Genomic DNA, 25519 nt, shown 5'->3' with positions numbered 1-25519 from the left:
TTTAAACGGGGTTATTTTGAATGAGCAATAGTCAACCTGTAGACAAAGAACGCCGCGTCTGGATGATCGCGTGCGGCGCAACAGGCGCAGTGGCGGCGGGCGCAACCGGAGTGACACTTCTTAGCACCATGGCCCCTTCCGAGCGGGCCAAAGCAGCGGGTGCTCCAGTGGAAGTCGATATTTCCAGCCTGGCACCCGGTGAAATGAAAACCGTGGAGTGGCGCGGCAAACCCGTCTGGATTGTTCGCCGAACCAAAGAAGAAGTGGCCGCACTGGCCAAGCACGACAATGAGCTGGCTGACCCCAATTCGGAACGCAAGCCTGACGAACTGACCCCCCCTTACGCACGCAACACCCATCGGTCCATCAAGCCCGAGTACTTCATTGCGGTTGGCATTTGCACCCACCTCGGTTGTTCGCCCTCCGCACGATTTACCCCTGGTCCTCAACCCAGCCTGCCTGAAGACTGGCCCGGCGGGTGGTTGTGCCCTTGCCATGGTTCCACTTTCGATCTGGCCGGCCGTGTGTTTAAAAACAAGCCGGCGCCAGACAATCTGGAAATTCCCCCCCACGAGTATTTGTCGGACGCCAAAGTCATCATTGGTGTGGACAAAGACCACAAGGCTTAAGGCTTGAGAGAGAGGAACTGAAATGGCAGCAGAGCACAAGGTAGAAACAAAAGGTTTGCTGGGCTGGATCGACGCGCGTTTTCCGCTGTCGGCCACGTACAAGGCACACTTGTCCGAGTATTACGCCCCCAAGAATTTCAACTTCTGGTATTTCTTCGGGTCACTGGCGCTGTTGGTGCTGGTCATCCAGATCGTGACAGGTATTTTCCTGGTCATGCACTACAAGCCGGACGCCGCCAAGGCGTTCCAGTCTGTTGAATACATCATGCGCGATGTACCTTGGGGCTGGCTGGTGCGGTACATGCATTCCACGGGCGCTTCCATGTTCTTCGTGGTGGTGTACATGCACATGATGCGTGGCCTGATGTACGGGTCCTATCGCAAACCGCGCGAACTGATCTGGATTTTTGGCGTCGCCATTTTCTTGTGTTTGATGGCGGAAGCCTTTTTTGGCTATTTGCTGCCTTGGGGGCAAATGAGCTACTGGGGTGCGCAGGTGATTGTGAATCTGTTCAGCGCCATTCCGCTGGTCGGGCCTGATCTGGCCATCTGGATTCGTGGTGATTATGTGGTGTCCGACGCCACATTGAACCGGTTCTTCTCGTTCCACGTGATCGCCATTCCGCTGGTGCTGCTGGGTCTCGTGGTTGCTCACCTGGTCGCCTTGCACGAGGTGGGATCAAACAACCCCGATGGTGTGGAAATCAAGGCCAAGAAAGACGCCAACGGCATTCCTCTGGATGGCATTCCCTTCCACCCTTACTACACCGTGCATGACATCATGGGTGTGGGTGTGTTCCTGATGGTGTTTTCAGCCATCGTGTTCTTCGCGCCTGAAATGGGTGGCTACTTCCTGGAGCACAACAACTTCATTCCGGCTGACCCGCTGAAGACACCGCCGCACATTGCGCCGGTTTGGTACTTCACGCCGTTCTATTCCATTCTGCGCGCCAACACCATTCCGTTTTTCGGCGTGGATGCGAAACTGTGGGGTGTAATCTTCATGGGTGGTGCGGTGGTCATTCTGTTCTTCCTGCCCTGGCTGGATCGCAGCCCGGTCAAATCCATCCGGTATCGCCCCGGCTTCCACAAAATTCTGTACGCCGTGTTCGTGGTGGCCTTCCTGATTCTGGGTTATTTGGGTATTCAGCCGCCATCACCGATTCGTCAGGTGGTCTCACAAATCTGTACGCTGATCTATTTTGCGTTCTTCCTGGGCATGCCCTGGTGGTCCAAGATGGGAACGTTCAAGCCCGTGCCTGAGCGCGTGGTTTTTCAAGCGCACTGAGCAAGGAGAGCACACATGATGAAGAAGATGCTGGTTCTTTTGGCCCTGTTGCCCAGTCTGGCGTTTGCCAGTGGCGAGGGTATCCCGCTGGACCGGGCCCCGGACCTGACCAATGACATGGCGGCGCTGCAGCGTGGAGCCAAGCTGTTTACGAATTACTGTCTGAACTGCCACAGTGCAGAAAGCATGCGGTACAACCGTCTGCAAGACATTGGCTTGACCGACAAGGAGATCAAGGACAACCTGATGTTTGCCTCTGACAAAGTGGGCAGCCTGATGACCGTGGCCATGAATCACGACGACGCCAAGAAGTGGTTTGGCGCCGTGCCGCCTGACTTGTCGGTGATTGCCCGTTCTCGCGCGTCAGAGCGTGGCAGCGGTGCCGATTACATTTACACCTACCTGCGCACCTATTACCGCGATCCAAGCCGCCCGACCGGCTGGAACAACCTCGCTTTCCCGAACGTGGGTATGCCCAACCCCCTGTGGCAACTGCAGGGCCAGCGCATGGCCAAGTTTGAGGAAGAAAAAGACCCCGAGAACAATGGTGAGGTGATCCACAAGTTTGTGGGCTACCAGCAATTGACGCCGGGCACCATGAGTGAGGCGCAATTTGACGAGGCCGTGGCCGATTTAACCAACTACCTGGTGTTCATGGGTGAGCCTGCCCGCCAGACCCGATTCAAGTTGGGTGTCATCGTACTGCTGTTCTTTGGTGTGTTTACCCTGTTTGCCTGGCGGCTGAATGCGGCTTACTGGAAAGACATCAAGTAAACATCGAGTAAAATAGCGTTTAACCGGCTGGAACGAAATGGTCGTTCCAGCCCTTTTTGTTTGGGAAGATTGAAAAATGATGGTGCTTTATTCAGGGACAACCTGTCCCTTTTCTCAGCGTTGCCGCTTTGTTCTGCATGAGAAGGGCATGGATTTCGAGATCAAGGACATTGATCTTTTCAACCGTCCTGATGACATCAGTGTCATGAATCCTTATGGTCAGGTGCCCATTCTTGTTGAGCGCGACCTCATTCTGTATGAATCCAACATCATCAATGAATACATTGACGAGCGTTTTCCGCACCCACAGTTGATGCCGGCAGACCCGGTTCAGCGTGCACGCACACGTTTGTTCCTGTTCAATTTTGAGCGTGAGCTGTTTGTGCACGTCAGTGTGCTTGAGCGCGCCGGCAATCCGAAAGCCATGGACAAGGCACGGCAGGCCATTCGTGACCAGCTGACCCAAATTGCACCCGTGTTCATCAAGAACAAGTACATGCTGGGCGAAGAGTTCAGCATGCTGGACGTGGCCCTGGCCCCGTTGTTGTGGCGCTTGGAGCACTACGGCATTGAACTGCCCAAGTCGGCTGCGCCGATCATGAAGTACGCGCAACGCATTTTCCAGAAGCAGGCGTTTATCGACGCGCTGACGCCTTCTGAAAAAGTAATGCGCCGTTGATGCAGTGTTTACTGCAAGGAATTGAGTTGTGAGTGAAGTTTCTACCAAGCCTTACCTGATTCGGGCCATCCACGAGTGGTGTGTGGACAACGGGTACACGCCTTATTTGGCTGTGTCCGTGAATTCACAAACCCTGGTGCCGCCCGAGCATGTGAAGGCTGGGGAGATCGTGTTGAACGTGTCTCCCCTGGCGTCCAACAAGCTCGAGATGGGCAACGAATGGATTCAGTTTCAGGCCCGTTTCAGTGGGCGGGTTCAGGACATCATGGTGCCAGTGGCACAGGTGTCGGCCATTTATGCCCGTGAAAATGGGCACGGCATGGCTTTTGATGTGCCCAAGCCGATGGCCAATCCGGAGCTTGAGCCCGTGCAAGGCGCTCAAGAAAATACCGCGTTGAAACCGGTGGTGGATAAAAGCGACAGTCCGGATGAAAAAACGCCCAAAAAACCCGCTTCTGGCAAGAAAAGCCATTTGACTAGGGTAAAATAGCGATCTCTTAAGTTGCCGCTTTAGCTCAGTTGGTAGAGCAACCGCCTTGTAAGCGGTAGGTCGTCAGTTCGAATCCGACAAGCGGCACCACTTTCCCCTCTTTCTCTCGTGGCCTTCTCGGTCCATTTTCCCTGCTTATTCTGGTTGTTTGCCAAGCCCTGGCCATTGCTTTCGTTCGGCCTGCTGAAGGCCCAGCAATTCGATTGCGTGTTGGGCGGTGTCGGTCACCAGTTCGTCAATGGTGGCTGGGCGGTGGTACAGCGCAGGCACGGGCGGCATGATGATGCCTCCCATTTCAGTCACGCTGGTCATGTTGCGCAGGTGAGCAAGGTTCAGCGGCGTTTCACGCGGCAGCAACACCAATCGGCGGCGCTCTTTCAGGGTGACGTCTGCCGCCCGGGCGATCAGATTGTCTGAAAAGCCCATGGCTACGCTGGCCAGGGTGTGCATGGAACAGGGCGCGATGACCATGCCTGCGGATGGGTAGGAACCGCTGGCAATGCAGTTGCCCACAGCCTTGGGGGCATGCACCACGTGGGCTTTGGCTTCAATTTCTTCACGCGTCAGATCGCATTCACTGTGGATGGTCAACCACCCGGAGGGCGACACGACGAGATGAACTTCAGTGTCTTGCCGTTGTTGCAGCAAATCCAGAATTTTCAGGCCATACAAGGCGCCACTGGCCCCTGTGATGGCAACGGTAACGGCTTGCTTGAACTGCGGCGACAACGGCATCTTGTGATTTCTCAGGAGGCCTTCAGGCTTTCATTGGCTTTGGTCACCAGGGGCTGTAGCTCGCCGTTTTGGAACATTTCGATCATGATGTCGCAGCCGCCCACAAACTCGCCATTGATGTACAGCTGTGGAATGGTTGGCCAATTGGAGTAGTCTTTGATGCCTTGGCGAATCTCGGGGTCGTCCAACACGTTCACTGTGACTACTTTCTCAGCATTGCAAGCTTTCAGGATTTGAATGGCGCGCCCTGAGAAGCCGCACATGGGAAACTGCCCCGTGCCTTTCATGAACAGGACGATGGGGTTGCTGGTGACTGTTTCCTTGATGGAGTCGTGAATGCTCATGCTACTTCCTTCGGCAATGATGTTTGTGTGACAAGAATGTGTTCAGTTTAATGGATATGGCACTAAAACGCTTGTTTTCAAGGGCCTGCATGGTGCCAATGGTCGCATTATTGCAGCGCCAGCACCATACGAGGCTGCCCTGCGAGGTCCGTGAATCCTTCCACGGCGGCAAATCCTGCTTGCCTGAACAAAGCCAGCACGTCGCCTTGTTGCGTGTATCCATGCTCCATCAGCACGGCCCCGGTGGGCCTGAGGTGTTGCGCCGCGTGTTGCGCAAGCTGGCGGTAAAAAAACAAACCGTCCTGATGGTCGGTGAGGGCGCTGAGTGGTTCAAATCGAAGATCACCCTGTTTCAGGTGCTCGTCCCCACTGGCGATGTAAGGGGGGTTGCTGACAATCAGGTCGAACTGTTGGGGCTGACCCTCGGGTGCAAAGGCCTCAAACAGGTTGCTGTGCACACACTGCACATTCTTGGCGGCGAGCTTTTTGGCATTGGCCTGGGCCACTTGAAGCGCTGCCTCAGAGACATCGCTCAGTGTGACTTCCAGTATTGGGTTTTCCAAGGCCAGGGTGAGCCCGATGGCGCCGCTGCCACAGCCCATGTCCAGTACCTTGGTCAACAGGTTTTCACGAGATCGCTTTTCCAGCCATTGCAACGCCTTTTCAACCAGTTCCTCGGTCTCAGGTCGGGGGATCAGTACATCGGGCGTCACCATGAACTCGCGAGAGAAAAATTCGCGAACGCCCGTGAGATAAGCCACCGGTTCGCCTTGCGCGCGGCGCTTGACCAGACTTTCAAATTGCGAGAATTGATCAGCTGAGAGCATCATCGTGTTGTGGGTGATCAAACCCACCCGATTGAGGCCAGTGACGTGGCTCATGAGAATGCGCAGCTCGGACAGGGGAAGCCCTGTGTTGTGTTGACTGGCCTGCAGTGCCGCATCAATGTGAAGGCCTGGCTGTCTGTTCGTCATGGGGCGAGTCATTCGTTGGCGGTCATTTCTGCCAAAAGTTCGGCTTCGTGATAGGCCGTCAATGCCGCGAAAAGTTCCGTCAGGTCGCCGTCCATGATGTACTCCAGCTTGTACAGCGTGAGGTTGATTCGATGATCGGTCATGCGCCCTTGGGGGAAATTGTAGGTGCGAATTCGCTCTGAGCGGTCACCCGAACCCACGAGGCTTTTGCGCTGTGAAGCCTCTTGGGCGTGGCGCTCGCGTTCCTGTTTGTCTTGCAGGCGCGCTGCCAGCACCTTCATGGCTTTGTCTTTGTTGCGGTGTTGGCTTCGTTCGTCCTGGCACTCCACCACAAGCCCCGTGGGCAAGTGGGTAATACGCACGGCCGAGTCTGTTTTGTTGATGTGTTGCCCGCCCGCGCCGCTGGCCCTGAATGTGTCGATGCGCAAATCACTGGGGTTGATTTCAATGGCGGCCATTTCGTCAGGTTCTGCCAGCACTGCAACTGTGCAGGCAGACGTATGTATGCGCCCCTGTGATTCTGTGACAGGGACGCGTTGCACGCGGTGGCCACCTGACTCGAATTTCAGGGTTTTGTAGACGTTTTCGCCTGCAAGCCGAACGATGACTTCTTTGTAGCCACCCAGTTCGGACTCGCTGGCGTTCATGAGTTCGATTTGCCAGCCCTGGCGCTCTGCATAGCGGGTGTACATGCGAAACAAATCGCCTGCGAACAGGGCTGATTCATCGCCACCCGTGCCCGCCCGAATTTCAAGCAACACGTTGCGGTGGTCATTGGGGTCTTTGGGCAGCATCAGCCTTTGCAAATCGGCTTCAATGTCGGCCATGCGCGCTTCATTGCTTGCGATTTCCTCTTTGGCCATGTCGCGCATGTCAGGGTCTGAAAGCCACTCTTGGGCGGTGGCGAGGTCACTTTCTGCCTCCAGGTATTCGGCGAAACGTGTGGTCACCGGCAGCAGGTCGGAGCGTTCACGCGTGACCGCGCGAAATTGGGCCATGTCGTTGGCCGCATTTTGGCTGGAAAGGAATTCGTCAAGATCGGCGAGGCGCTGGGACAAGCGCGTCAGCCTGCTTCTCATGCTGTCTTTCATCTATTTGTGGTCGCGGTTTTTGAGGTCGAACAGCTGCGGGAGCCATTTCATGAGTGTATCCCGATCGGAGGCGGGCGCATTGTGCAGCGCTTGCATGGGACCGTGCGCGAATTTGGCGGATAGCCGGTGTGCCATGAGCTGCAGCACTTCATCAATGTCGGTGCCCTTGGCCAGCAGCCTGCGGGCATGGTCAAGTTCAAGTTGCGCGATGTCGTCGGCTTGCTGGTGAATGTGCTGGATCGCGGGCACCATGGAGCGTTCGCTGACCCAGCGCATGAACCCTTGCACTTGCGTTTCAATGATGGCTTCGGCCTGCTCAACGGCGGCGGCCCGATGTTCGCGTCCTTCTTGAACGATCAGGCTGAGGTCGTCGACTGTGTATAGAAACACGTCGTCCAGTCGACTGACCTGAGCCTCAATATCACGGGGCACGGCGAGATCGAGCATGAAAATGGGTTCGTGTTTGCGCACTCGGCATGCATTTTCAACGGTGCCCAACCCAATGATGGGCAGTGTGCTGGCGGTGCATGAAATCACGATGTCGGATTTGCCGAGTTGGTCGGGCACCGCGGACAGGGGGATGACATTGGCTTGATGGACACTGGCCAACAGTTGTGCACGTTCTTGGCTGCGGTTGGCGATGGTGATGCTTTTTGGGTTTTGTGCCGCAAAGTGGGTGGCGCACAGCTGGATCATCTCGCCAGCGCCAATGAACAACACATGCCGCTTGGAGAGGTCGCCGAAAATGCGATTGGCGAGCTTGACTGCAGCGGAGGCCATGGACACGGAGTGCGCGCCAATTTCAGTGTGAGAGCGCACCTCTTTGGCCACCGAGAAGGTGCGTTGAAACAATTGGTGAAGCATTTGGCCCAAGGTGCCCGCTTCTTCGGCGCTGCGGGCGGCCTGCTTCATTTGCCCCAGAATTTGCGCCTCGCCCAGCACCATGGAGTCCAGGCCGCTGGCCACGCGGAAGGCGTGCCGCACAACTTCGTGCTGGGGCAGGATGTAGAGGTGCGAGAGCAGGTCTTCAGGCGCCACGTTTCTTTCTTGAGCCAGCCACTGGAGCAGCAGGGGTTTGATTTCCTCGCTGTTGTCGGTGGCGCAATAGACTTCGGTGCGGTTGCAGGTGGACAGTATGGCGGCTTCAGCCACGGATTTTTTTGCAAGTCCAGAGATTCGGCCTGCCAAAGTTTGCAGGCTGTAAGGCAGTTCCTCGGCCGGAAACGCCAAGCGCTCGCGCAGTGCGAGCGGGGCGGATTGATAATTCAGGCCGACGGCGAGGAGCTCCATGATCTTCTTTTTACAGGCAACCCGGTATTATACCGCCCCTGCCTCTGATTGCATTTGTCGTTTTACTGATCTGACAGTCTGCTTGCATTTTGTGAGGATTGTGCAACCGGGTTGTTGGTCTCCTCCAGCTTGTATCCATAGCCATAAACCGGCGTCAGTCTGAAGCCGTTCTCGGGGCGCAGCGCAAGCTTCGAGCGAACGCGTGAGACATGCGTGTCCAATGTGCGAGAGGGCAGGTCGGTGTCTTTGCTCCAAACGCTTTCCTGGATGTGTGACCGGGACAAGGGTTTGCCGAGATTCCGGAAAAAAAGCAGACACAGGTCAAATTCTTTCTGGGTCAGAACGACCCGTTTGCCATAGCGAAGCACGGTCGTGAATTTGGGGTGAAACTCAAGTCCGGAGATTTCGAATACCTCGGGGGCTGTCAGTTCCGGGTAGGCCCGGCGCAACAGGGCATTGACGCGCGCGACCAGTTCATTGCGGCGGATGGGTTTCATCATGTAGTCATCGGCACCGGCTTCAAGTGCCTGCACGATGTTTTCTTCATCCATTTTGCTGGTGATAAACAGCACGGGCACTTTGAGCTGAAGTGTTTCGCGAACCCACTGAAGAACTGAGGGCCCCGAGCTGTCCGGCAAAACCCAGTCCAGAACGATCAGGTCAAAACTTTCCCGATACAGGGCGGTTTGAAAGATTTTGAAGTTGCCAAACGTGTGGCATTTGTGGCCGGCTGCTTCAAGTACCCAGCGCAACATTTCACTTTGACTTAGATCGTCTTCGAGTATGACGATTCGCATGGTTTTACTCCCGTGAGCAATCATTGTTTACAGCATCATAGTAAACAAATTGTTAAATGATTGCTTTAATACAGGGTGTAAAATTCCTTTAAATTCAGCGTTGAGTGTTAAATGTTGTAAAAACGCAGATGTCTTGATACGTTACACAGATGAACTCTCCCCCGTTTGGAGGGCGAGAATGGCATGGGCGCCTGTGAAGAAAACGCCGACGATGCGCAAGGCCTTGGCATACAGCGCGTCGCGCTGTTCTGGGTGTTCGACGTAGTCCACGGCCATGAACAGGATGTTCTGGGCCAACACCTCAAGCAGTTCAATCATTTCTTCGGCTGGCAGGGCGGGTAAAAGGCTGTAAATGCGCGGGTCGCCATAGATGTCTTCGCTGATGCGGCGCAGGGTGATTTTGAGCCCTTCACGCATGCGGGACAGCGCGCCAAAGGCCTCGGAGGCGCCCACAATGATGTGCTTCGGGTTGTCGGCCGCCCAGTCAAAAAAACGCTTGAGCAGCATGGGGCGAATGTCGAGGTCGTCTTCCCCAGCGGTGCTGAGGCGCACTTCTGTGAATGCCTTGATGACCGCCTTTTCCACTTCGATGATGACCGCCGTGCCGAGGTCTTCAAGATCGGTGAAGTGACGGTAGAACGCGGGCGCAGACAGTTTGGCCTCGCGCGTGATTTCGCGGATACCGAGGCTGGAGAAGTTTCGGCGCTGATAACTGAGGTTCAGGGCTGCATCGATGAGGCGCTGGCGGCCGTGGCTGCTGTTGGTGGCTTGTGTCATAGGGCTTGAATTATAACGAAAACTTCTGCATTTGTTTTAAAAACATGCGCTTGCCGAATTTAGAGGGCCACTTCTTGACAGGCATGTTTACAATCGTTAACATCCGAATCATGAAACGCTGGGTTGTCAATAAAGCGTCTGATCCATTGGGAGACCTCCATGATTCACTATTTGAAATTCACCGCCTTTCCGGTTATCGCGTTTGGCATTCTTCACGTCATGTTTTCAGGTGGCGGCGCCTGGATGTATTCAGGTATCGCAGCCCTGGTGTTGGTTGTGGTTGCCGGCGACGCTGTGCTGCCGGACGATCGTTCTGAACCCCGATTGAAGCATGAGTGGTTTTTCAACTTGATGCTGTGGTTGACCCTGCCCATTCTGTTCTGGCTGAGTTTTCTGTTCAGCTGGGCCTTGGCGCCGACCGATGTGCTGGGCGCAGACCATTTCATGCAATCGGTGTTTGGGTACGACCGCCTTGCATTGCAGGCTGGAACGACCTGGTATCAGTGGTTCGCAGGAGCGGTGGCGGGTGCCTTCTTGTTTGGTGCGGGGGGTACGAATGTGGGTCACGAGCTGACACACCGCACTTACAGCCTGCGCGACATGATTCTTGGGCGCTGGATGTTGGCTTTCACGTTTGATGCGTCTTTTGCAATTGAGCATGTGTATGGCCATCACAAGAACCTGGGTACGCCTGCTGACCCTGCTACAGCGCAGCGCGGTGACAATGTGTACACCTTCGTAATCAAGAGCTGGTTGGGGGGTTACCGCTCTGCCTGGCGCCTCGAGAAGGCGCGTCTTGCCAAGTTTGGCTACAGCGTTTGGGACCCAGTTCACAGCCGCATGATGCGTGGCAACTTGATGACCTTGAGCTTGTACACCGGTGCCTTTTTGATTGGTGGTTGGTGGGCTTTGGCGGTGTTCTGGGTGATGAGTGCCGGTGGAAAAACGCTGTTGGAAATTGTCAACTACATGGAGCATTACGGCATTGTGCGCAGGCCTGAAGACAAAGTGGAGCCACGCCACAGCTGGAACACCAACAAAGCAGCGTCTACTGCGCTGTTGTACGCGCTGACGCGCCATTCTCACCATCACGCTGAAGCGGATCAGGAGTATTGGAATTTGCGGTGCTATCAGCATGCCCCCATGCTGCCTTATGGGTATCTGACCACTATTTTGTTGGCCTTGGTGCCACCGCTTTACAAAAAGGTGATGACTCCGATCCTGAACCACTGGGATGAACATTTCGCCACGCCTGAAGAGAAAAAGCTGGCCATCGAAGCCAGTGTGAAATCGGGCATGAACGGCTTGAAGTCGGCCCAGTTGTCCACCGAGCAAGCCCGCTTTGACAGCGTTGCAGCTTGACGCCACACATCAGGAGAAAATGTCATGAAACTGCTCGAATGGTTTGGTTTACAAGGTTCTAAAGCCCAGAAGCATCAGTCGCACTATGAGGTGCAGGTTGCGCCCGGTGGAGATTCATTTCAGGTGGAACGCGGCCGCAAGGTAATTTTGAACGCGGCGCTGTCTGCTGGCCTCGGTTTTCCGCACAACTGCCGCGTGGGAAGTTGCACCCAATGCAAGTGCAAGCTGAAGTCTGGCAAGGTGCGCGCCTTGACCGATGCCAGTTATGTATTGAGTGCCGAAGATTTGAAGGCCGGGATGATTCTGGCTTGCCAGTCCATTCCGGAAAGTGATCTGGAAATTGAGGTTGAATTGACCTCTCACGGCGACAGGCTGGTTGAAACCCGTGGAACCATTGTTGGTCAGCGTGACTTGACCCATGACATCGTCGAATTGCGCGTCAAGCTGGACGATCCAATGATGTTCAAGGCGGGTCAATACGCCGAGTTGCGTCTTGAGGAACTGAGCCTGCCGCGCAATTACAGTTTTGCAATTGCGCCCAAGGGCAATGCGCTGGATGAGCTGGTTTTTCACATCCGCAAGGTGCCAGGCGGCCGATTTACTGAATGGTTGTTTGCCGCCAACCGACAGGAAACGCGTTTGAGTGTGGCCGGGCCTTTCGGCGATTTCTATCTGCGACCGTCCGAGGGTGAACAGCACAATCCGATTGTGTGTGTGGCCGGTGGTAGCGGCATGGCGCCTATTTTGAGTTTGCTGGAACAGGCTGCCTGGGCAGGTGAGGTCAGGGATGTGGTGTACCTGTTTGGTGCGCGTATGCAGCGGGATCTTTATGCTCAGGCTGAAATTGAAAAATTGCAGAAAGCTTGGCGCGGTTCGATGACCTTTATTCAGGTGTTGTCTGAAGAACCCGCCAACAGCGGATGGACTGGGCGTCGTGGTTACGTCACCGATGCTTTGCAGGATTTGAATCTGGATTGGGCGTCAACGCAAGCCTATTTGTGTGGCCCACCAGCGATGATCGACGCCGCCATTCAAAAATTCGGTGCGCTGGGCGTGAAAGCAGACAATGTCAGGTTTGACAAGTTTGAGTGATTGGCTTTACACCCCGGCTTGCCGGGGTTTTTTTTGCCCGTTACTTTTGCTTGAGCGCTTCCAAGTCGCTTTTGAGAATTTGATCAAGCTGGTTTCCGGCTTTTACAGACTTTTCAGTTTGCTCCAGGCGTTTGACCAAATCTTTCCTGCGTTCCTCCCATTGGAGTTTGGCACTTTTGAATGTGGGGTTGATCATGGATGAGTACATGGTTGACATCTTCCTGTGAGGCGACACCTTAGATGTAACATCGATTGTCTAGGTCAGAAAGTGCAACTCGACACTTAAGAGGTGTGAAAATGCCTGTGGACATGAAAAAAGCCTCCCGAAGGAGGCTTTTTTCATCGTCACGACCCAAATTACAGTGGGTTGTTCGGAATCGGCAGCATGTGCGCCAGCGTACCCAGTTGTTGTGCGCCAGAGGAGATCTGGCTGGTGACTGGTTCGCTCATCGGAATGGCGCTCAATGCGCTGGCCAGCTGTTCACCACCGGTTGTAATCAGACCGCCACCGGTGCTTCCACCCGTTCCCATCATCGCAGAGTGCAATGCATCGTTGATTGGGTTGATGGCCATGTCCAGCGGTGTACCGGTTGTGGGCAGAGGCCCACCATCGGTGCCGCCAGGCATTGGCAGTCCGCCGTTGATTGCATCGTTAACAGGTGTAAAGACCATGTCCAGCGGTGTACCGGTAGTGGGCAGGGGTCCACCGTCGGTGCCGCCTGGCATTGGCAGTCCGCCGTTGATTGCATCGTTAACAGGTGTGAAGACCATGTCCAGCGGTGTGCCGGTAGTGGGCAGGGGTCCACCGTCGGTGCCGCCAGGCATTGGCAGTCCGCCGTTGATTGCATCGTTGATAGGTGTGAAGACCATGTCTAGCGGTGTACCTGTTGTGGGCAGAGGTCCACCGTCGGTGCCGCCTGGCATTGGCAGTCCGCCAGCCAGCGCGCCTACCAGTTGCTGGAAGGGTGCTTCCAGTGGTGTATTGGCCAGTGCGTCTGAAATGGGGTTAATCAACAAATCAAGCGGTGTGCCTGTGGGTTGCGTGCTGCCGGGCGCTGCAGTCAGGGCATCGACCAAGGGGTTGATGACCATGTCGAGCGGTGTAGGTGGCAGACCTGTGCCACCGCCTGTGCCCGGGGTTGGCAAGCCGCTACCCAGTGCGTCATTGATGGGTGTGAACACCATGTCAATTGGCGTGCCCGTTGTGGGCAGTGGACCACCAGTGCTTCCGCCAGTACCGCCGCCACCTGTGCTTGGGGTGTCGCCGCCCAGCAGGTTACCAATGGTGTCAACCAGTGGCGCGCCTGGCCCTGCGGCCGCAGCGTTGTTCGAGAACTGTTGACCAATCATCTCCACTGCGCCAGCAAGTTGGCCGATAACCTGATTTGAAAGTGCATCGGTCACCGGTGACAGTGGGTTCAGTGCACTGCCGCTTGCAGTCAGGTCGGTCAATCCGGAGCCTGCATCCAACAGAGTGCCAGGCACGCCGTTGTTGCTTGCATTTTGGTTGGCCATGTCGGTGCCAACGATCGCTGCCAGCAGTCCAGCCGTCAAAGGCGACAATGGGCTCTTGTCGGCTGCCAGAACATTGCCAATTCGTGCCAAGCCCAAGGCCACACCGTTGGTTTGGTAGCCATTGGCACCAAGCGTTTTGGACAGTGGATTAACCAGTGGGGCCAGAGGTCCGCCTTGTGTGCCGCTGTTCAATCCGATTGCCAGGTTGGATACTACACCCACCAGGCCTGCCTGGTTGTTGGTGTATCCGGGCTGTGGCTGACCAAGCGCCTGTGCCAATAAGCCGGTAACCGGTGCAAGCTGAGACGGGCTGAGCTGGCCACCTGACGCGGAGGCCAATGCATTGGTCAAAGGATCAAGTGGTGATGCTGCTGCGGTTTGAACTGTGCCTGCACTGGCGGTGGATGAACCTGAGATGCCATTGATGCCGTTCGACAGTGTAGAGACTGCATCAGCCAGTGGTGAAGTGACAGCGTTCAAGGGTGACAGCGGTGTTTGATCCAGGCTTTGGCTCAAAGAGTTTACAGCCCCTACCACACCAGCGGGATCGCCAGTGCTGGTGCCTGTCGTGGTGTTGGTGCTCGTGTCAGTTCCTGTACCTGTGCCGGTACTTGTACCAGTGCCAGTTCCTGTACCCGTGCCGGTTCCCGTGCCAGTGCCGGTTCCTGTGCCAGTGCCGGTTCCTGTGCCAGTGCCAGTACCTGTACCAGTGCCTGTTCCTGTACCGGTTCCTGTACCAGTGCCTGTTCCTGTTCCTGTGCCAGTACCGGTTCCGGTGGTTGTGTTCGTATTCGAATTGGGGCCAACGTTGGTGTCTGTGCCAGTGCCACTGCCATTGTCGCTACCACCGGCAGCAAGCAGGGCCACGCCTGCGGCACCCAGCCCAGCCAGTGCGGCGCCGCCGCCACCTGCAGCGCCAGCCAGCAGTCCGGCGCCAACCAGTCCAGACATGGCGCCGTCGTGTTGTGTCAGGGTGGCAGAGCTGATTTTGTCATCAACGTCATACAGCTCAACGCCTTCATTCAGCGCGATCACCTCGGTTCTTGCAACACCATCGGGCAGTGGAGAGGTGACTTCATGTAGCTTGGCTGAGCCGTGCGCAGTCAGCTCCAGCAATGTATCGCCTTGACCAGCGGACTGCGCGGGCATCAATACTTCGACTGTCTGGTTTCCGTTGTTCGTCACAACATCGCCCCATTTCAGGGTGTCGCCTTGTGACAGGTGTAGAATTTTCCCATCCCTTTCGACAACAAGGTTGGTTGTGGGGGTTTTGATGACGCCCACTGGGGGGTGAGTTTGGGCCATGATCAATTCGTCCTAATAGATTTAAAGTTGAGCAGGAGACTTCTTGATACGTTTTTTACCCACAGATTTTCGGATTGGATTCAAAAAAGCAGAAAAAACATCAAACTCGTCTGAATCAGCTACAGTCCTGATTTGAATCGGTTTTTTGAATATTACATTTAACAATTTTTATACTTTTCCGGCTAGAAACATTACCTAACCTTTACTGAGGCATGCATGGGCCAGTGTGAGTCACTGCAAACAATTGAAGAGATCAAGCGGTACGCCGCAAAAGCGCCGGCTGAAGAGCGGTTGATACGCCGTGCTTTTGAAACGCTGCTTGAGCAAAATCAGCAGGATGTCAAGGTATGGCTGGCCTATGCCGAGTACTTGATTTCCACCGGGGTTCATGGCCGCGCCTTGCATTGCCTGATGAATGCCTTGAAGCAAGCGGGTGAGAGTTTCGAAATTTATTTTTATCTGGGCGTTTGCTACAAGTCCCTGGAAAAGACCCTCGAAGCGTTGGGCGCCTGGGACAAGGCGCTTTCGCTCAACCCTGACAATTCTGTGTGTCTGAATAACCTGGGTTGGACGCTGGTGCAGGAGGGGCAAGTTCAAAAAGGTTTGTCGCTGCTGGAGAGGGCGGTTGAGTTGTCACCTGGCTATTTGTCAGCCCTGCATAATTTGATCGAGGCCTTGCGCCGCTCTAAAAATCTGGATAGTGCCGTACAAAGACAGTTGGAACTGATACGTCTTGAGGAAAACGCTGCCAACTACGTGAGGTTGGCGAATCTGTTTATGGAGCAGGCGCAGCTCGAAAAAGCACGTCAAATTTTACTGACTGTCTTGCCCAACTTTGCATCTGACGCCCTCGTGCACAATGCATTGGGTGGGGTGTATTACAAGTACGGAGAACTGGATTCGGCGCGTCAGTGTTTTCAGAAGGCGGCGGAGCTGAACTCGGGGTTTGCGTCGGCCATCGGCAATTACTTGCTGTGTTTGAATTACAGCGAATTGCCGCCCGAGCAGGTTTTTCAAGCGCACACAAAATACGGTGGTGCGCTGGGTGATGCAGATTTCCCGGGGAATGCGGATGCCCCCAATGCACCAAAGGCCTTGAGGGTTGGCATTGTTAGCCCGGACTTTTATCAACACCCGGTGGGCCAGCTTTTTGAACCTGTATTGCTTCAATTGGCTGACAGTTCAAAGGTAGACGTAACCTTGTATCACGTGTCCGCCGAGAACGACGACATCACCCGGCGTTTGAAAACGGCTTATGGTGATCGATTTGAATTCTGTTCAGCGCTCTCAGACGAGCTGCTTTTGAAGAAAATCAGATCCGATCAGCAGGATGTACTGATTGATTTGACGGGTCACACTTCAGGACACCGTTTGCCTGTTTTTGCCCGCCGTGCCGCGCCGATTCAGGCCTCTTATCTGGGGTATCCCAACACGACCGGGGTGAGGGCAATGGATTTCCGCATCGTGGATGAATTCACCGATCCAGCCCCTGAGGCAGATGGGCTGGCCAGTGAGCGTTTGATTCGCATGCCCGCGCCGTTTTTGAATCTGACTGCGCCCAGGTTGAAGGTGGATGTGACGCCGTTGCCTTCACTCAACTCGGATGGATTCGTGTTCGGTTGTTTCAATAATCTTGCCAAACTTTCTGATTCGACGATCCAGACTTGGGCTGCTGTTTTGCTGGGCTTGCCACACGCTCGATTGATTTTGAAGGCGGGATCTTTCGCCGATGGGGAGATCAAGCGGTATCAGCTGGCGCGAATTGCGCGTTTGGGTTTGCCTGTCGATCGCGTTGAATTGCATGCGCGAATGGGGTTTGCCGATCATCTGGCTTTGTATGGGCAGGTCGATTTGTGCCTTGATCCTTTCCCTTACAACGGCACTGCCACCAGCATAGAGGCGTTGTGGATGGGGGTGCCATTTGTAACTTTGACCGGGCAATCCCATGTGGCCCGGGTCGGCACCAGCTTGTGTAAAAGCCTCGGGTTGGATGATTTTGTAGCCACTGACAGGGTTCAATATGTTCAGCGTTGCCTGTGGTGGGCAAGTCACAAGCGATTGCTGAATCAAGTGCGTTTGGGCATGCGGGATCGAATTGTCGAGTCTGGCGCAGGCGATGCCAAACTGAGTGCCCGCAAGTTTGAAGATGCGATGGTTCAGATGGTGGATGTGAAGCGAGGCTTGAATTGAGGTTGCTGATCGGCTTGATCTGTTGCCTTTGGACGGCGTGCGCATTCGCGCAGGCCTCCGACATTGTGCGTTACAAAGGTGATGTGCCTTCGGGTTTGAAGGATTTGATCCAGACTGCCACTCAGCCAATCCTGCAAACTGCCCGTGTCGATGATGAAGGTGATGTGTGGCAGTTGTTTCGGCGTTTGCGGCCTGTCATTCGGGACACGCTGGGCACTGAGGGGTATTTCGCGCCAACCATCAACCGAGAAGTGCCCACAGCACTGCCCGAAGGTGCCCCATTCAAGCCAGAGCTGACCATCGTACTTCAGACGGGGCCTGCCTTTAAGGTGGCTGGGCTGGATCTCAAGTTTGAAGGAGATATTCAACAACCTGAGTTTGACGCGCGAAGGCGGTCATTGATTGACCAATGGAGCCTTACCCAGGGCAAAGTGTTCAGGCAGGCCGATTGGAGTGCAGACAAAGACGCAATCCTGCGGCAGTTGTTGGCCAAAGATTTCGCAGACGCGACCATTTCGGAAAGTCTGGCCGATGTTGATCCGGAGACCCAATCCGTTTATTTGCATGTGGTGTACGACAGCGGGCCTGTGTTTACTTTCGGTCAGCTTCAGGTCACCGGTTTGAAGCGGTACAAGAAAGAGCTTGTTGAGCGGTACAACACCATTCGCCCAGGCGACAGATACGAGCAGGAAAGGTTGTTGACTCTGTTGTCCGATTTGCAAAACACCAGCTATTTCTCGTCCGTGGACGTGAAAATCAATCGGGATGCTGAAAACCCCATAGAGGTGCCCATCGAGGTCACGCTTGCCGAGAGCAAAGCCAAAAGGTTGGGGCTGGGTGCGGGTTACAGTTCCAACACCGGCTTTCGGACCGAGGCCAGCTATCAATTCAATGACCTGTTTAACCGGGCTTATTCACTGCTCAGCGGCGTGCGGCTGGAGCAGAAGCGTCAATCGGCCTACACCGATCTGTTTTTTCCGCCCACACGGCGAGGGGTTGTGGACTCATTGGGTGTCGCTGTGGACCATCAAAACCTGACTGACCTCGATATTCAACGCACCTCGCTTGGAGCCCTGCGTGAATACACACTGGGTGTGACGAACATTCGCTTGGGTCTGAATTATCAGCTCGAGCACAGAACCACGCCCTTGCTCGACTTGGGCAACACCAAGGCGCTGGTGGCCAGTGCGTCGTGGAACAAGTCCATGGTGGATGACCGGCTAAACCCCAGCAAAGGTTACGTGTTGTTTGCGCAGACGGCGGTGGCCTCTCGCCGTGTGTTGTCCGACCAGGATTTTTTCAAGATCAATGGCCGGGTGCAGAAGTTCTGGTCGCCCACGCGCAAAGACCTGTTTTCTGCCCGGTTTGAGCTGGGTACGGTGGTGGCAGGGTCTGCGCAGGACATTCCGCAGGATTACCTCTTTCGCGCAGGTGGCACCAACAGTATTCGCGGTTTCAAGTTTCAGGATGTTGGGGTCTATGACAACGGCGTGCTTGTGGGCGGGCGGCGCATTGCCGTGGGTAGCCTGGAGTACACCCGATGGTTGCGTGGTCCGTTTGGTGCCTCGGTTTTTACCGATTTTGGTGATGTGGCCAATACCTGGGGAGAATTAAAGCCGGTGCCAGCCATCGGGTTCGGCGCGCGCTATCGGACACCCGCCGGGCCGATTGCACTGGACGTGGCCAAGGCGCAAGGCCAAAAGAACATCCGTATTCACTTCGCGCTGGGGGTGGCGTTTTGAGAGCGCAGAATTGGTCACGTACCCTGACAAAAGGCGTACTTTTTTTCGTTTTGATTGCGCTCATGGGGTCTGGGTTGACACTGGCCTGGCTCGTTAAAACCGAAGCGGGCATGAATTGGGTGTTTGATGTATTGCACACCCGTCTTGATCGAAACCTGCAACAAGATTTCAAAATCGAAGGGGCCACTGGCAATTTTTGGGACGGCTTCAAGGCTGGCCATTTGCGATGGAGCGATGGCAAAACGACGGTCGACATCGACAAACTGACACTCAAAATCAATTGGCCCGCCCTGCAGGGGCCCACTTTGGACATTCGAGAGTTACACGTTGAAACGCTGAGGGTCAAAACGACGCCCGACCCGGATTCGCCCCCGCTCGTGTTGCCCAAGTCGATTGACTTGCCTTTCAATATTGAGCTGGCTGGTCTGTTGATCGACACGCTGCAAATTGACCCGGTGGTGATGACCCAGGTTTCTGGTCAGGCCAGTGTAAAAGGACACCAACTTGATTTGACCCGGCTTGCCTTGGAGGTTCAACACGCCAAGGTTCAGGCTTTGGCGAAGGCCACCCTCAGCCAGCCCTACAAAGTGGACGGGGTGGTGTCTTTCAGTCGTGATTTCGACAATGTGATGGCGGACGCCAAGCTGGATGTGGCGGGAGATCTCCAGGCCCTGCAGCTCAAGCTGGATGCTTTGGGTCAGGACAAGCGACAGCGCAAAGTCACCCAGTCTGTGCAAGCCACAGCCGTGGTTTCACCCTTTGCAAAACTGAAGGTTCGGCAATTGCAGGCCCAAACCCAGAAATTCAATCCGCATGAATGGCTGGACGATGCGCCTTCGGCTTCACTCGACATGCAATTGAATGTTCAACCGAATGCAGACTTCAGTCGAGTCGATGGAGACTTGACCCTTCAGAATCACGCGCCTGGCGGCTTGCAGCATAGCCGGCTGCCGGTTCGCAAGCTGTATGCAGAATTTGTGCTGCTGCTTAAGGACCAGTTGCCGAAATCAGCACGGGTGAACATCAAAACTTTGCAGTTTGCCGATGGCAAGCAAGCGGCCGGCGCTGCCAATGGACGCATGGATTGGCAGGCCACTGAATCTGGAGTGGATGACACACTGGGTACAGCCAGTGCAACGCTGAATCTGAATGCGTTGAATTTGGGTGTATTCGCAGAACTGCCAAAACCTGTTGCAATCGATGGGCGGGTCAGTGTTCAACAGCTTGGCCAGGTTTTAAAACTGGATTCGCTGGATCTGAAAGATGGGGCTGCCAGGCTTGCCGCCACTGGGCAAGTCACACTCAAGCCCACTTATCCGGTGGTGTTGAATGCCAATTTTGATCATGTGAACCCAGCGGCTTATGTGCCAAGGTCAGCCAGTCAACGGGCCTTGAAGGGTGATTTGAATGGTCGCGTTGAACTAAGTGGGGTCTTGAAGCCTGCCGGCAAAGCACGACATGGGCTGCCTGAGGGCTCGGTGTTTCTGAAGGTGGATCGGTCCAGTCTTGCTGGCAGCCCGCTGTTGATTCAGCTGCAGGCTCAAGCGGCCGACCAGCGCGTCGCCGTCAAGCAGTTGGATGTGAATGCGGTAGGCAATACACTGACCGCGACGGGGGCCTATGGCGGGCAGGGTGATTCATTGAACCTGCAAGTCAGCATGCATCACCTGCCGGAACTGGGGCGTGCCCTTGGGCAAAGTTTGGCGGGTACGGCGGATTTGAGTGCCAAGGTCACCGGCCGGGGCACAGATCTGCAGGCCGATTGGACGGTCAATGCCAGTCAGATGCGTTGGCAGTCGCGTTTTAGTTTGGCCAAGGCGCAAGGCCAGTTTCAAATGGGCTTGAGCCCCAATGCCGTGTGGGCGGGGCAATTGGTCGTCGCCGATCTTCGTGTTCAAGCTGCGCAGGGGGATGCCCAGCAGTGGGTGGACAACTTGACTTTGAAATTGAACGGCACGCGTGCTGCGCACCAACTCGTTGGCAGCTTTTCCAGCGGTGTGCGCCCCTTCACCAGGCGGGCTACCTTGGAAGGGGACTTTGCACTGAGAGGCGGCATTCGGACCGACAAGCGCGGTGAGATGGCGTGGCAAGGCACATTGAATAGACTTCAAGTCAAAGGGCTTTGGCGGCCTGTGGGCGCATTGACCCTGACAGAACCAGTCGACATGACTTTGAAATCAGGCGAATTTGAACTTGGCCAATTGAATTTGAAGGGTGAGGACGACACGCTCATTCACAGCGAGGTCTTGAGCATTCGGGGACGCAGTGTGGTCAGCCGAGGAAGCATTGACGCCATTACGCTGCCACGCATCTCCCCGATTCTGCGCAAGCAAATGTCGCTTGAACCCAAGGCATTGAAGCTCAAAGCGGCGTGGTCGTACCAGGCGAACCCCGGCAAAGTGGACGGACATGTGCAGGTGGAGCACTTGTCCGGAGGACTGCAAGTGCTGGCGGATTCGGAAATTGAGGTGGCCATTCGGACATTAAAGGCCAACCTCGATTTTGATCGACAGGGTGTGCGACTTGCGCTGGACTTTAACGCGGATCAGTTTGGCGTGCTACAAGCCAATTTGTTTGTGCCCGTTGTAAAGGATGGGAAATCGGCTGGTTGGCACGTGGCGGGCAACAAACCCATGCAGGGCAGTGTTGCTGCCAGTTTGAGCCAGTTGGGCTGGCTAGGCCCCCTCATCAGCACGGGTGTCAGAACAAGTGGATATGGGCAAATTGCCTTGGCGATTGCGGGTACGGCAGACGCTCCCCAGGTTCAGGGGCGTCTGTTTGCAAGGGATCTGGATATTTTTCAGCTGGACCAAGGCACCCGGCTGGAGGATGGCACCATTACTGTTGATTTGAACAATGATAGGGCGAAAATCGAAGAGGCCAACTTTACGGTGTACAACCGCCAGGCACCGCGCGGTCGAATCGAGGAGTTGGGCGCACTGATTCAGGGTGTCGGCAAGATTACTGCGAGTGGTCAATGGAACCTGTCTGGTCAGGGCGGCGGACTGGACATTCAGGTCGATCGAGCGGCGCTGCTTCAGCGACCCGACCGGTGGATGATGGTCAATGCGGCAGTGGCTGTAAGGCAACCCATTCAGCCGGGGGGCGCACTTAAAGTCACGGGAATAGTGGACACCCTCGGCGCTTACATTGAGTCGCCGGCGCAGAGTGTGCAAACGCTTGGAGACGATGTGGTGGTGCGCGGCCAGAATGGCTCGTCGGGCAGATCGGGCGCTTTGGACGTGAATGTCAGAATCAATCTGGGCAAGTTGTTTTTCCTGAATGCACAAGGCTTGAAAACCCGGTTGGACGGTGGTTTGCAACTGACCTTGCAGGATGGTTTGCTGATTGGCAACCGCCGCACGGGCAGGCGTTTGCAAGCCAATGGCACCATTCAGGCGGTGGATGGCACCTACCGTGCGTATGGCCAAGACCTCACCATCGTAAGGGGTGTTGTTAACTTTCAGGGCCCATTGGACAACCCGGGTCTGAACGTGCGTGCTGTGCGCAAAGGTGTGGCGGTGGAAGCAGGTGTGGAAATCACAGGCAGTGCTCAGCGGCCCCGCGTGACCTTGGTCAGTGACCCAGCCGTGCCCGATTCAGAGAAGTTGTCCTGGATGATCATTGGCAGAGGCAGCAATTCGAGCGATCGGGATTCAACCATCTTGCTGACGGCGGCGGCTGCCATTTTCGGCGACAGCGACGACAGCACGACACGGAAAATCGCGAAATCCTTGGGTATTGATGATTTCACCTTGAGTTCAGGGTCGCTGACCGCAGCCGATTCGCGCGCAGTGGGCAGCAAGGTTGCCATTGCACCGGGTGCGGATGAATCTGCCGTGGTGACAGGTGCGGACGATCCCCTGCTGTCCCAGCGTATCGTGTCTTTGGGTAAACGGCTCAGTGACAAGGTGTACATCAGCTTTGATGAATCGCTCACGACAGCAGCCAACATTCTGAAACTGAATTATCAGTACTCAAGACGCTTGAGCCTGATTGCACGTACAGGTGCTGACAATGCAGTGGATGTTTTGTATCAGTTTTCTTTTGATTGAGGCTTTGATTGCGAGTGAATGGAGAAATTTTTGTCAGTGTGGCGTCGTTTTGTGACCCAGAACTTCAATTCACCTTGCGCAGTCTGTTTGGGCAAGCAAGCCAGCCTGAGCGTCTGCACGTGGCTGTCATCGATCAGTCCGCAGATGACAACCGCAGCTGGATTGCCGCGCAACCCTTTGCCGCGCAAATACGCTATGTGCAACTGAATCCGGTTGATTCGCGTGGTGTCAGTTGGGCCAGAAGTCTCGCGTTTTCCTTGTATCAAAATGAACAGTGGTTGCTGCAGATTGACTCCCACACTTTGTTCGAGCCGGGTTGGGATGAGCGCCTGATCGGGCAATGCCAAACCTTGTGCGAACGGGTGGCAAGGCCAATTATTAGCACCTACCCGCCGCCTTTTCGGTTCGATGAGGCAGGCAAGCCATTCCTGCCTTACGAGAAAAGCCAGTCCATTTATGCGTTGCGTCCCAAGGAAGACGCCAAAATGGACGCCCATTCACCCAAGATGCCTTTTGCGGTCACCCACCATGCCATTGATCAAGACTTCGAGGTGGGGCACCACATTGCAGGGGGCTTTTTGTTTACGCTGGGGCGCTTCACGCAGGACGTGCCCTACGACCCCTACATGTACTTTCATGGGGAAGAACAGAACATGGCGCTGCGGGCTTACACCGCGGGTTACACCATTTTTCATCCCCGTCATGCGCTGATACCGCTGGCGCATCTGTACAAGGCCGCCGGTCAAGAACACAAAGGCCAGCATTGGCGGGCGGATCTGGAGCGTCAACGGACTTTTTCCTACAGTGAGCTGATGCGTCAGTCCGATCAACGCCTGGCCAAGCTCATTCGTGGCGATGAATCACTGGGTGCCTTTCGGCCAGGTTTTGCAAGGCCTTTGCAGGCGTTTTGTGATGAAAGTGGATTTGACTACGCCAATTTCAAAATTCAGGCCCCTGGCCCCGTCGTTCGGCCAGACTTTCTGACCTTGTGCAACACCCGGCACGGCCCCATGATGGTCGCCAATCAAGATCGGTCGATTGGTCGAAGTCTTCGCCTCTGTGGGCATTGGGCTGCTGATCTGCTTGATTTGGCTTTGGCCGAAATTCAACCCGGTAACACAGTCATAGAGGTGGGCAGCTGTTACGGCGAGCACGCCATACCCATCCAGAACAAACTCGGTCTGAATGGCAAGTTGGTGGCGATCGAGCCTAACCCAGTGCTTTTCAGATTGCTCTCGGCCAATCTGGTTGTGAATCAGTATCTGGACACGCTGCCGATTCAAGCCGCTGTGGCGGATCAATCCTGTACAGTGGCGGTGTTGACCGCCAATTTGACCGTGCCTTGTTATTTGTCTCGCATCTCGCTGGCCCACAGCAAAGATCAGCTGGCTGCACCCGTGAAGGCCTTGACCATTGATGAATTGGGTCTGAATCACTTGCATGTGTTGAAAATCAACACCAACGGTTTTGATGCCCAGGTGTTGAAGGGGGCTTTGGAAACCTGTCGGCGTTTAAAGCCAGTCGTGCTGGTGGCTGGCGAGTTGTTGAACTTGCCCGCCTTGAACCAGTGGGCCAGCGAGGCTGGGTATGAGTCAACGGAATACCGTCTGAGATGTCACAGCGCTGCCGAGATGGATCGACATCCTGAACTGTGGAATCCGGAGTTGCACTGTCTTTTGATGAGGCCACGATCATGATGTCAATGCTGAGCCAACTCACCTGGCTAGACGCAGTCGCGCTGTTTTTCTTTGCCCTGTGCTGGCGGGGTTATGGTTATGTCACCGACCGCAATGAGGGCCTGGGTGGCCGTGGCCTGATCCAGAAAACCCATCAATACCGTGTGCTGTGGGCCAAAGAGCTGATCAAGCGATCCAACCGCGTGCCAGACACGGCCTTGATTGGTTACCTGGTGCGCAGCGTCTCGTTTTACGCCAACACCACGATTTACATTATTGCTGGCGTGTTTGCGCTGTTGGGCACCATGGACCGCTTGATTAACGTCACGGAGGGCTTGCCATTCAGCCGTGATGTCAGCCCCGGTTTGCTGGAAATCAAGGTGTTGCTGATCTTGACCGTGTTCGTGATTGCCTACTTTAAATTCACCTGGAGCTTGCGACAGTTCAGCCTGCTCAGCATTATGGTGGGTGGGGCGCCGGAAGCGGGCAAAGACGAAGAGTCGCATGTGCAGGATTACACTCAAAAACTGGCCAAAATCAGCACCCTTGCAGGCGATGAGTTCAACCGTGGATTGCGCGCGTATTATTTTGGCATTGCATCGGTCACCTGGACCATTCATCCCGGTTTGTTGATGGCCTTCAGTGCCATGATCGTGCTGGTTCTGGCCCAGCGCGATTTCAACTCGGCGGCGGTGCGGGCGCTGTCAGACTAGG

General features: G+C 55.2%; 21 protein-coding genes and 1 tRNA gene. 13 read left to right on the top strand and 9 right to left on the bottom strand.

The window, feature by feature from the left end:
• Nucleotides 1–20: 20 nt before the first annotated feature.
• From petA to QQJ87_RS12420, 6 genes are all read left to right on the top strand, one after another.
• Complete coding sequence (gene petA / locus QQJ87_RS12445) at nucleotides 21–629, top strand: ubiquinol-cytochrome c reductase iron-sulfur subunit (RefSeq protein WP_284282106.1); 609 nt, start codon at nucleotides 21–23, stop codon at nucleotides 627–629.
• Nucleotides 630–651: 22 nt separating this feature from the next.
• The gene (locus QQJ87_RS12440; RefSeq protein WP_284282104.1) at nucleotides 652–1917 is read left to right on the top strand and encodes a cytochrome b; all 1266 of its coding nucleotides are present in this window, start codon (nucleotides 652–654) and stop codon (nucleotides 1915–1917) included.
• A 15-nt stretch (nucleotides 1918–1932) separates the two neighbouring features.
• Entirely contained in the window at nucleotides 1933–2691 is a 759-nt protein-coding gene (locus QQJ87_RS12435) for a cytochrome c1 (protein WP_284282102.1), read from the top strand.
• A gap of 76 nt (nucleotides 2692–2767) precedes the next feature.
• Nucleotides 2768–3370 (top strand): glutathione S-transferase N-terminal domain-containing protein, encoded by a 603-nt coding sequence (locus tag QQJ87_RS12430; protein ID WP_284282101.1) that lies wholly within the window; start codon nucleotides 2768–2770, stop codon nucleotides 3368–3370.
• A 28-nt stretch (nucleotides 3371–3398) separates the two neighbouring features.
• Nucleotides 3399–3860: a ClpXP protease specificity-enhancing factor gene (locus tag QQJ87_RS12425; RefSeq protein WP_284282100.1), complete on the top strand. Its 462-nt coding sequence runs from the start codon at nucleotides 3399–3401 to the stop codon at nucleotides 3858–3860.
• 14 nt (nucleotides 3861–3874) lie between these two features.
• Nucleotides 3875–3950: transfer RNA gene (locus QQJ87_RS12420), tRNA-Thr, on the top strand.
• 45 nt (nucleotides 3951–3995) lie between these two features.
• On the opposite strand, the gene QQJ87_RS12415 is transcribed toward QQJ87_RS12420, so the two are convergent.
• The 7 genes from QQJ87_RS12415 to QQJ87_RS12385 all read right to left on the bottom strand — a co-directional run bounded on the left by QQJ87_RS12415 (nucleotide 3996) and on the right by QQJ87_RS12385 (nucleotide 9868).
• Complete coding sequence (locus QQJ87_RS12415; protein WP_284282099.1) at nucleotides 3996–4595, bottom strand: UbiX family flavin prenyltransferase; 600 nt, start codon at nucleotides 4593–4595, stop codon at nucleotides 3996–3998.
• Between the two features lie 11 nt (nucleotides 4596–4606).
• Nucleotides 4607–4939 (bottom strand): Grx4 family monothiol glutaredoxin, encoded by a 333-nt coding sequence (gene grxD, locus QQJ87_RS12410; RefSeq protein ID WP_284282097.1) that lies wholly within the window; start codon nucleotides 4937–4939, stop codon nucleotides 4607–4609.
• Nucleotides 4940–5046: 107 nt separating this feature from the next.
• Entirely contained in the window at nucleotides 5047–5913 is an 867-nt protein-coding gene (gene prmC, locus QQJ87_RS12405) for a peptide chain release factor N(5)-glutamine methyltransferase (protein ID WP_284282096.1), read from the bottom strand.
• An 8-nt stretch (nucleotides 5914–5921) separates the two neighbouring features.
• Nucleotides 5922–7004 (bottom strand): peptide chain release factor 1, encoded by a 1083-nt coding sequence (gene prfA, locus QQJ87_RS12400; RefSeq protein WP_284282095.1) that lies wholly within the window; start codon nucleotides 7002–7004, stop codon nucleotides 5922–5924.
• Nucleotides 7005–8294: a glutamyl-tRNA reductase gene (gene hemA, locus QQJ87_RS12395; protein WP_284282094.1), complete on the bottom strand. Its 1290-nt coding sequence runs from the start codon at nucleotides 8292–8294 to the stop codon at nucleotides 7005–7007.
• Nucleotides 8295–8356: 62 nt separating this feature from the next.
• Nucleotides 8357–9091, bottom strand: a complete 735-nt coding sequence (locus QQJ87_RS12390) for a response regulator transcription factor (protein WP_284282093.1) — start codon at nucleotides 9089–9091, stop codon at nucleotides 8357–8359.
• 141 nt (nucleotides 9092–9232) lie between these two features.
• On the bottom strand, nucleotides 9233–9868 hold the full coding sequence (locus tag QQJ87_RS12385; RefSeq protein ID WP_284282092.1) for a TetR/AcrR family transcriptional regulator: 636 nt from the start codon (nucleotides 9866–9868) through the stop codon (nucleotides 9233–9235).
• Between the two features lie 159 nt (nucleotides 9869–10027).
• Between QQJ87_RS12385 and QQJ87_RS12380 the strand changes: the two genes are divergently transcribed.
• Both QQJ87_RS12380 and QQJ87_RS12375 read left to right on the top strand, forming a co-directional pair.
• Nucleotides 10028–11230: an alkane 1-monooxygenase gene (locus tag QQJ87_RS12380; protein ID WP_284282091.1), complete on the top strand. Its 1203-nt coding sequence runs from the start codon at nucleotides 10028–10030 to the stop codon at nucleotides 11228–11230.
• A gap of 24 nt (nucleotides 11231–11254) precedes the next feature.
• A complete protein-coding gene (locus QQJ87_RS12375) occupies nucleotides 11255–12322 on the top strand; it encodes a 2Fe-2S iron-sulfur cluster-binding protein (RefSeq protein ID WP_284282089.1) in 1068 nt (355 codons plus the stop codon).
• Between the two features lie 40 nt (nucleotides 12323–12362).
• Here QQJ87_RS12375 and QQJ87_RS12370 read toward each other — a convergent pair whose 3' ends face one another.
• Complete coding sequence (locus QQJ87_RS12370) at nucleotides 12363–12530, bottom strand: hypothetical protein (RefSeq protein WP_284282088.1); 168 nt, start codon at nucleotides 12528–12530, stop codon at nucleotides 12363–12365.
• Between the two features lie 149 nt (nucleotides 12531–12679).
• Nucleotides 12680–15142: a hypothetical protein gene (locus QQJ87_RS12365; RefSeq protein ID WP_284282086.1), complete on the bottom strand. Its 2463-nt coding sequence runs from the start codon at nucleotides 15140–15142 to the stop codon at nucleotides 12680–12682.
• Nucleotides 15143–15358: 216 nt separating this feature from the next.
• Between QQJ87_RS12365 and QQJ87_RS12360 the strand changes: the two genes are divergently transcribed.
• The 5 genes from QQJ87_RS12360 to QQJ87_RS12340 all read left to right on the top strand — a co-directional run bounded on the left by QQJ87_RS12360 (nucleotide 15359) and on the right by QQJ87_RS12340 (nucleotide 25518).
• Nucleotides 15359–17332: an O-linked N-acetylglucosamine transferase, SPINDLY family protein gene (locus QQJ87_RS12360; RefSeq protein ID WP_284282085.1), complete on the top strand. Its 1974-nt coding sequence runs from the start codon at nucleotides 15359–15361 to the stop codon at nucleotides 17330–17332.
• Nucleotides 17329–19074, top strand: coding sequence for an autotransporter assembly complex protein TamA (locus QQJ87_RS12355; RefSeq protein WP_284282084.1), 1746 nt, complete (start codon nucleotides 17329–17331; stop codon nucleotides 19072–19074). The genes QQJ87_RS12360 and QQJ87_RS12355 overlap by 4 nt, the downstream gene beginning before the upstream one ends.
• Before the next feature lie 62 nt (nucleotides 19075–19136).
• Nucleotides 19137–23129 carry a translocation/assembly module TamB domain-containing protein gene (locus tag QQJ87_RS12350; protein ID WP_284282083.1) on the top strand — a complete coding sequence of 1331 codons (3993 nt, stop codon included), beginning with the start codon at nucleotides 19137–19139 and terminating at the stop codon, nucleotides 23127–23129.
• A gap of 14 nt (nucleotides 23130–23143) precedes the next feature.
• Nucleotides 23144–24826, top strand: coding sequence for an FkbM family methyltransferase (locus QQJ87_RS12345; RefSeq protein WP_284282082.1), 1683 nt, complete (start codon nucleotides 23144–23146; stop codon nucleotides 24824–24826).
• Nucleotides 24823–25518, top strand: coding sequence for a DUF599 domain-containing protein (locus QQJ87_RS12340; RefSeq protein ID WP_284282080.1), 696 nt, complete (start codon nucleotides 24823–24825; stop codon nucleotides 25516–25518). The genes QQJ87_RS12345 and QQJ87_RS12340 overlap by 4 nt, the downstream gene beginning before the upstream one ends.
• The last annotated feature ends 1 nt before the right edge of the window (nucleotide 25519 follow it).

The organism is Limnobacter litoralis (assembly GCF_030160455.1).
Lineage (GTDB): Bacteria > Pseudomonadota > Gammaproteobacteria > Burkholderiales > Burkholderiaceae_B > Limnobacter > Limnobacter litoralis.
This window is presented reverse-complemented; position numbering and strand designations above follow the sequence as displayed.

Excerpts from the sequence above, each read along its gene's own strand:
- petA (WP_284282106.1), top strand. The coding sequence starts at position 21 with ATGAGCAATAGTCAACCTGTAGACAAAGAACGCCGCGTCTGGATGATC.
- QQJ87_RS12440 (WP_284282104.1), top strand. The coding sequence starts at position 652 with ATGGCAGCAGAGCACAAGGTAGAAACAAAAGGTTTGCTGGGCTGGATC.
- QQJ87_RS12435 (WP_284282102.1), top strand. The coding sequence starts at position 1,933 with ATGATGAAGAAGATGCTGGTTCTTTTGGCCCTGTTGCCCAGTCTGGCG.
- QQJ87_RS12430 (WP_284282101.1), top strand. The coding sequence starts at position 2,768 with ATGATGGTGCTTTATTCAGGGACAACCTGTCCCTTTTCTCAGCGTTGC.
- QQJ87_RS12415 (WP_284282099.1), bottom strand. The coding sequence starts at position 4,595 with ATGCCGTTGTCGCCGCAGTTCAAGCAAGCCGTTACCGTTGCCATCACA.
- grxD (WP_284282097.1), bottom strand. The coding sequence starts at position 4,939 with ATGAGCATTCACGACTCCATCAAGGAAACAGTCACCAGCAACCCCATC.
- prmC (WP_284282096.1), bottom strand. The coding sequence starts at position 5,913 with ATGACGAACAGACAGCCAGGCCTTCACATTGATGCGGCACTGCAGGCC.
- prfA (WP_284282095.1), bottom strand. The coding sequence starts at position 7,004 with ATGAAAGACAGCATGAGAAGCAGGCTGACGCGCTTGTCCCAGCGCCTC.
- hemA (WP_284282094.1), bottom strand. The coding sequence starts at position 8,294 with ATGGAGCTCCTCGCCGTCGGCCTGAATTATCAATCCGCCCCGCTCGCA.
- QQJ87_RS12390 (WP_284282093.1), bottom strand. The coding sequence starts at position 9,091 with ATGCGAATCGTCATACTCGAAGACGATCTAAGTCAAAGTGAAATGTTG.
- QQJ87_RS12385 (WP_284282092.1), bottom strand. The coding sequence starts at position 9,868 with ATGACACAAGCCACCAACAGCAGCCACGGCCGCCAGCGCCTCATCGAT.
- QQJ87_RS12380 (WP_284282091.1), top strand. The coding sequence starts at position 10,028 with ATGATTCACTATTTGAAATTCACCGCCTTTCCGGTTATCGCGTTTGGC.
- QQJ87_RS12375 (WP_284282089.1), top strand. The coding sequence starts at position 11,255 with ATGAAACTGCTCGAATGGTTTGGTTTACAAGGTTCTAAAGCCCAGAAG.
- QQJ87_RS12370 (WP_284282088.1), bottom strand. The coding sequence starts at position 12,530 with ATGTACTCATCCATGATCAACCCCACATTCAAAAGTGCCAAACTCCAA.
- QQJ87_RS12365 (WP_284282086.1), bottom strand. The coding sequence starts at position 15,142 with ATGGCCCAAACTCACCCCCCAGTGGGCGTCATCAAAACCCCCACAACC.
- QQJ87_RS12360 (WP_284282085.1), top strand. The coding sequence starts at position 15,359 with ATGGGCCAGTGTGAGTCACTGCAAACAATTGAAGAGATCAAGCGGTAC.
- QQJ87_RS12350 (WP_284282083.1), top strand. The coding sequence starts at position 19,137 with ATGGGGTCTGGGTTGACACTGGCCTGGCTCGTTAAAACCGAAGCGGGC.
- QQJ87_RS12340 (WP_284282080.1), top strand. The coding sequence starts at position 24,823 with ATGATGTCAATGCTGAGCCAACTCACCTGGCTAGACGCAGTCGCGCTG.